Origin of the sequence: Rubellimicrobium sp. CFH 75288 (assembly GCF_009904055.1) — a bacterium.
GTDB lineage: Bacteria > Pseudomonadota > Alphaproteobacteria > Rhodobacterales > Rhodobacteraceae > Rubellimicrobium.
This window is the reverse complement of record NZ_WYDP01000038.1, coordinates 1-6,400: the sequence shown is the minus strand read 5'-3', so window position 1 is coordinate 6,400 and position 6,400 is coordinate 1. Positions and strand designations below refer to the sequence as shown.

At 59.1% G+C, this 6,400-nt stretch carries 6 protein-coding genes; 2 read left to right on the top strand and 4 right to left on the bottom strand.

The annotated features are described in order from the left end of the window. The 4 genes from GT358_RS16930 to GT358_RS16150 all read right to left on the bottom strand — a co-directional run. Nucleotides 1-355: EVE domain-containing protein (locus GT358_RS16930; RefSeq protein ID WP_208103585.1), on the bottom strand; the 355-nt coding region annotated here is incomplete at its 3' end. Between the two features lie 704 nt (nucleotides 356-1,059). After that, a complete protein-coding gene (locus GT358_RS16160) occupies nucleotides 1,060-2,994 on the bottom strand; it encodes an Hsp70 family protein (RefSeq protein ID WP_166583668.1) in 1,935 nt (644 codons plus the stop codon). After that, entirely contained in the window at nucleotides 2,991-4,016 is a 1,026-nt protein-coding gene (locus GT358_RS16155) for a hypothetical protein (RefSeq protein ID WP_166583667.1), read from the bottom strand. Before GT358_RS16155 ends, GT358_RS16160 begins: the two co-directional genes overlap by 4 nt. Next, complete coding sequence (locus GT358_RS16150) at nucleotides 4,013-5,161, bottom strand: hypothetical protein (protein ID WP_166583666.1); 1,149 nt, start codon at nucleotides 5,159-5,161, stop codon at nucleotides 4,013-4,015. The genes GT358_RS16155 and GT358_RS16150 overlap by 4 nt, the downstream gene beginning before the upstream one ends. A gap of 154 nt (nucleotides 5,162-5,315) precedes the next feature. Here GT358_RS16150 and GT358_RS16145 point away from each other — a divergent pair, with 154 nt between their 5' ends. Beyond that, nucleotides 5,316-5,642, top strand: coding sequence for a helix-turn-helix domain-containing protein (locus GT358_RS16145; protein WP_166583665.1), 327 nt, complete (start codon nucleotides 5,316-5,318; stop codon nucleotides 5,640-5,642). 26 nt (nucleotides 5,643-5,668) lie between these two features. Beyond that, nucleotides 5,669-6,376 (top strand): ImmA/IrrE family metallo-endopeptidase, encoded by a 708-nt coding sequence (locus tag GT358_RS16140; RefSeq protein ID WP_371416316.1) that lies wholly within the window; start codon nucleotides 5,669-5,671, stop codon nucleotides 6,374-6,376. The last annotated feature ends 24 nt before the right edge of the window (nucleotides 6,377-6,400 follow it).

Below are 6,400 nucleotides of genomic sequence, written 5' to 3'. Positions count from 1 at the left end.
CTCGACGTTGTTCAGGCCGAACTTCGTAGGGCGCGCGCGTGATCTTTCCGACGGCCACGACGCCTTTCGGAGGATTGCCGGTGCGGATCAGAAAGACGCGGTCACCCTCGCGCGGCTTGCTCGAGCTGCAGCGCCAACGGTTGTCGGCCTTCTCCCCACTGATCGTCGTGGCGCGGTCGGCCGCGAGTGTGTCCCACGCCCATCTGGAGGGGTTCCAACTGAGGAGCCAGTTCTTCGTCTGGTTCTTCCACTGGGACTCGAACTCTTCCTGGTAGAAATCGATGTCCGCGCCATGCTCTTCTTCAAGTCGCGGCGCAGCTCGAGCAAGGCGCGGTCGATCTCGACAGTGCTCCACTTCTTGATCTCCTTCTCCGTCGTGTCTCCGAAGCCGGCGAGGATCAGGCGTTTGTCGCCCTCGGAACTGATCCGCTCGAACGTGTCGGGAAACAGAAGGTGTGGAAGAATGTGGATCAGCTGCCTATGCCGCGCCTCCGGGAGGCCGCTCAGCCAGCCAGAGAATGCCCACGGGTCCGACGCGATCTGCTCACGGTCGGCGTCACCGCGAGCCTTGAAATCGCGCAGGGCGCCGATGAGGAATACCAGCTCGCGCCAACGGTGCGTGTTGTAGGCAGTCCCGGCGGAGCCGATGCCTTCAAGAACAGAGTCTTCCAGAAGAGGGTGGGTCGCGCTCAGGTCCTCTCCCGACCAAGACCAGATCTCCAGCACGTTTTCGCGCTTCTTGGCGGCGCCGACGTTCGACGGGAAGAGCCAACGTAAGCCAAAGGCTCTCGGCCATCAGCTGGCGACAATCGGGCGAGCCCTCCGAGAGCTGCACCTTCAATTTCGAGAGGAAATCACCTTCACCGGCGTCGAGGTTTTTGACGAAGCGCCGGTCAAGTTCATCCAAGAGCGAGTCCGTCCAGAGGTTCTTCCCCTCAGAAAATACAGAATGCTCGGCGGCCAGAGATCGTTCTCGCCACTGCCTGACAGCGTGGTAAATCGGCTCAACATGGTGGTTGGGGTTGTACTTCGACACGCGAAAAGGCTTTCTCGGTTGCTCTACTGGGTGCGGTGGACACCGGAGGTCTGATGCCCGGGATTCCTTGGGCGCTCAAACCCACAGAAGTTCGGGCTTTCCGAGCAGGCGTTGACGGGGCCTTCAGCCTTTATCTGCGAAATCCTTCTCCTGCATCGAGCGCAGGGCACATAGAAATTGCGCTCATCAAGCTGGCGTTGAGTAGCGGCATTGCTCCTGGTGTCGAAGTAACTCGGCTGCCACTGTTCGATGAGATCGCCGGGCACGCACTTCCAAAGTTCGCCATGCGCCTGATTGCTCTCGACAAGCCTCGCGACGTTGGTCCTTTGATACAGGTTGCTGTGGGCCAAGGGTTTCGCCTGGCCAACTGGGCCGGATGAGTTGCGAGAGAGAATATTGTCGCCCTCCCGATCCGGCGAGGGAATCTCGGCCAGCGAGAGGCCAAATTCGAGGTCGTGGAATTCTTCGGAAGACTGAGCCCCACGCCCAGTCGATCTCAGGTTCACTCGCGCGACATAATCATGATCGATCTGCAAGCTGCATTCGATTCGTTCGAGCAGAGGCTGTGCTTTGGGGTCGACCTCAACCCTGACGACGCAAAGCGAACGCCGGGGATCATCTGGCGATGACTTGCCGAGCTTTACCGGCTTCGCAACCTCCACAACCGCGACGCCCTCCCGAGGGTCCACGCAAAACAGGCGGGTGTTGGCGACGTTCTGGGTTTCGTTCTCGATCGGAAGTGTCCAGCCGGCATCGACAAGAGAGTGGTAGGTGCCCCGGCCAGATGTGTCTGCGACGAGTATTTCGATCGGTTTTGACAGTTTGAGCCTGAGCCCATCATGCGCAATCCAAGCGGCGCCTTCGGCGATGATGCGATCACCATTTTCGAGCCGCGGAACTCTCCCCACGAACCGTTCCGTCAGGCCATCTCGAATTGCGGGCATGTTGACCATCCCGCCAGTTGCCAGGCACAGTTCGACATCCTGGTAAGTCAGCTGCGCCTGCTCCAGTATCTCATCGATCCGAGCCAGCCCGCGTGCGACGATGCCAGAGCTGAGTTTCTCGAGTTCCGCCCGGGTTACCGATCCAAGGAGGTTTTTTCCGGGCCCATCAACCTTCAGGTAGTTCCGTACGATCACGTCTTCGGTGTCGACCTTGGGATCAGACAAATGGATCTTCAGAATTTCGCACTGGTGCAGCAGCTTCGCTGCCATGCCCGGTTGTTCTAGCGCTGTGATGTCTTCCAAGCCATGCGCGGACGCATGCTTCTCGCGCAAGTGATTTCGCAGCCGTTCGTCGAACTTGTCGCCGCCGACTTCGTTGTCGCCAAGATTTCTGACCTGCATGATCGCACCACCAGTGATGCGGCAGAGGGTCAAGTCGAGCGTGCCGCCACCCCAATCGAAAACGAGGATGGATCTTCCTTCGAGGCGCGCCAGCTCGCGGCCAAGGTCGGGTTGGGCACGAAGGTGAGCATAAAGGGCAGCTACCGGCTCGTGAACAAATTGCACAACGCCAATGCCGGCTTTCCGAGCCGCTTCGCGAAGGGCTCGGCGCTCAGGCCCTCCGAAGTCGACGGGAATGGTGAACACCGCCCGTGTGAGATCGTGCGCAGGTGCACCGCCGCGCGCGATGGCTGCGTCGGCTTTCAAATGTCGGAGGACTTCGGCGACGGCATCGGTAGGCTCGACAGGTCTGCCATCCACGAAGATAGGACCATCACGCCTGAGCGACATTTTCGGAGATCGAACGAAGCCTGGTGGGGCGCCACCTTCGGTGATGTCCATGTTCTCTCGGGCTTCGCGTCCAACTACGATGTCTGCGCCACGGTACCAGATGACGGACGGATGAGGGCGACGGGTGACTGGATCTACGAGTGCGAGGGCGCGCCCCCCGACTGAAACTGCCGCCAGACTGTTTGTTGTTCCAAAGTCGATGCCGAAGATGGTCTCACTCATTCCTTAGCCTCTTCAATCACTGAAAGCGCGGCTTTCACGCGTCGAAGCGCAATCCCTGGCGCTGGAGGGTCAATTTCCAAAGCGTCGATAGCATCCGCGAGTAGAGGGCCCAGTCGTTCGCCCAGCAGCACTCTTTGCTCGGCTCTTGTTTCAGTCAGGTCATGACCCCAATGATGGCGTTCAGCTGCAAGGGTCTTCTCCAAGTTGGCGATGGCCGCTTCCTGCTCAGAAATGGTCGATTTTGCATCATCCAATTCGGTCCTTAGCTTTTCGATCTTTCGGTTCGCATCATCGAGACGATGGCGAAGGTCATTGGAGATGTGCCTCTCGCGAGCCTGTTCTTCTTCCGCGACCTTGATCATCTGATCGCCAAGTGCCGCCATTGCCGCTGCAATCCGAAGCTCACCAGGTCGTCCCTTCTGAACGGCTCGCTGTGCTGCCCGCGCAGCCGTCTTCAAATCCTTGAAGAGAATTGGAGAAAGTTGTTCCGCAACCTGCCACGTTTTGAGCGACCGCTTCTCAACAAGCCAACATATGGCGATCCGCAGAATATTCTCTGTGCGCCTCTTATCGTCCTTCTTTTCAGAACCCAGGCCTGCAGAGAGTTCACGCAGAACGGATTTGAAGATGCGTCCTGCGTCGTGGTCATGCGGGTCGAAAGCTTCACCAAGTTGCTCCTTAAGGCGTGACTGTGCAGCCCCCCACATCCATGCGTCGACCGGCTCCGGCGGTGAGGCTTGGGCCATCAAACCCCAGAGGCGCTCCGCCTCTGGGTCCTTGGACAGCATAAGCTTGGCGGCTGCCTCTTGGTCCGTGGAGCGGAAGCGCTTCACTTCATTCTTGCGAAGGATCTTGAAGAAGACGGAGGGGCTCGCACGATCCTCGCCAAAGTACCCTACAAGCGTGGGAGGTATATCAACTTCTTCAACCGGGGCGTCCTTGGATTTGTCCGACCCCTCTACCTGAAATTCGGCGCCTGTGCTCTCAGCCTTGGTTCCTGACTTCTTTTCTTTCTCGGTCACGTCGATGCTTGCTCCAGGTATTTGCTCGCCCATCGGCTGAAGGGATAGATCTCGGCGATCTGTGTTAGTGGTTCCAAGGCGCACTCGGTCGAGCCGAGTCGCCATGCTGAAGCGGCCCATATGGCGAGCGCCTTCTGGTGATCGGTCACGTCGAGTAGGCCAGATTGCGCGAGCGTCCTGCACTCGTCATCCAGGATCGGACTCCATCGCGGCTGTGCAGTGAGATGTTTTGAAAGTTCAAGCATCCGCCCTGTCCCGTGATCGATCGGGCAGACTGGCCGCCGAGTGACACTCTCGTTAGGGCATGCCAGGATTGCCGAGCCAGGGTTCGATAGCAGCTCAATCGCGAGATCGAGTTCCCAATATCCTGTACGCCCTCCGCCATTTTCGAAGTTATTCAACGAAAAGCGTATTATGCAGGTAATTAGTCTTGCAAGTGGGCGCGGGAAATCCTTCAGGATATCGAGCGCGCGTCCATAGAGTTCACGATAGCGGGAGAATGGAGTGGTCAGGCTCTCGCCATCAGGGCGCTCTTTGATAATAATTCCAAGACAATAGTCGGCGAGGCCGGATGCATACTCCCTTCCCGGTCCCTGAGTCCGCTTGTCCGCGAGGAAAGAGCCAATCGAATTTCTGGTTATCGCCTCAGATACCAGTATTTCTCCGAAAGCTTCCTCTACTCGCTTGAGCTCAGCCTTTTGTGCAATTCGGAACGAGAGGCCATAGTGAGTGACAACAGGTGCCGCCCTTTGCTCAGTCGCATTGACCAATTCGAGGTTTAGCTCCGCCTGAGAGGTCGCGGCGATGGTCTCCCTGAGAGTATCAATGGAGACCTGCTGCGGCAGAGCACCGTCGAGGCAGACCTTGGCATGGCTCGCGTTCGTTACGGCAATATCTGACAATGAGAGTGGCGATCGAATGACGGCATGCGCACTCGGTTCTTGGCCGCGCAGGAGGATGAATGGCCGCTCTACGCGATGTTTAGCGTAGACATGGTCTTGGAACTCCGACTGGCTCGGAAAATGCGCTGCGCAGAAAGGGCAGGAGTAGCCTGGCTCTCGTGGCGGCCCGGGATCTGGGGTCCTTTCGGTGCCCTCAAAGAAGGCATCGAGGTCACCTTCTCGGATCCAGCCGACAGTGGGCATGCTGACCTCTCATGTCGCGACAGTCTACGTTGTACCGTGTGGGCTTGGCCCCCGTCCACCCAGCTTCATCATTGAACATCGATCCCATAAGGCGTAACCCTTCGCATATCCGCGAACAAGCGGATTGACAGGGAGAAGAAGCGATGAACCGGCCATGTCCGCCGACGGTGTGACCTTCGGCCAGGCGATTTCGAAGGCCCGCAAGGCACTCGGTCTCAGCCAGAAGGAGCTCGCAGCGCGCGTGATGAAGGAAGAGGGCGGCGGGTCGATATCCCCACAGTACCTCAACGACATCGAGCACGACCGACGCAGCCCCAGCTCGGGGCACCTGATTCGCCAGTTCTCCGGCATCCTGAACATCCCGGAGGACTACCTATACGCACTCGCAGGCCGGCTACCGGATGATCTTCGGCCGGATGCGTCCACCCCGGGCAAGGTCGTCGAGGCCTTCGCCAATTTCAGGAAGACGTTGAAGGAGTAAGGGGGTTGGCATGGTGAAGATGATCCGTGATAACACGGGGCCGCTTTGCCGAGCGACCCTTCTACCGCGAGCGAGATCTCGACGATGAATGCGAGCGGCTGATCCGTGAGCTTTTGGTGAAGCGCTACGGTGAGGTCGACTATCCCGTGGCGACCGACGACCTGACCGTGCTGATCGAGATGCACCACGCGGACCTCGACCCTTACGCCGACCTGTCTGCTTACGGTCCCGATGTGGAAGGGGTCACCGAGTTCTTCCTAGACCGGGGGCCCAAGGTCTCCATCTCCGAACGGATCGTGGCCGACGAGCGGCGCGAGAATCGCTTCCGCACCACGCTCACCCATGAGTTCGGGCACGTGAAGTTTCACGGGCCTCTCTGGGCGCAGAAATTCGCCAACGGCGACCTGCTCGAGCGCGGCGTGAACGCCAACAAGGCGATCTCCAAACGCGACAATATCCTGGACGCCCCGCAGTCGGACTGGATGGAATGGCAGGCCGGCTATATCAGCGGCGTGCTGCTGATGCCGGCCACGCCGGTCCGTCGCCTCGTGTCCGACTACTGCAGTCCGCGCGAGCTGCATGGCGATATCCATGTTTCGACGGAGCATGCCGCGCGGCTGATCCAGATGGTCATTGAGCGTTTCGCGGTTTCCGAAGAGGCCGCGCGCATCAGGCTGCTGAAGCTGAACCTGATCACTTCAGCACGCGGACAGCCCTCGCTCTTCGGGCGCTGATCGGCTCTGTTGCACAAATCGTGT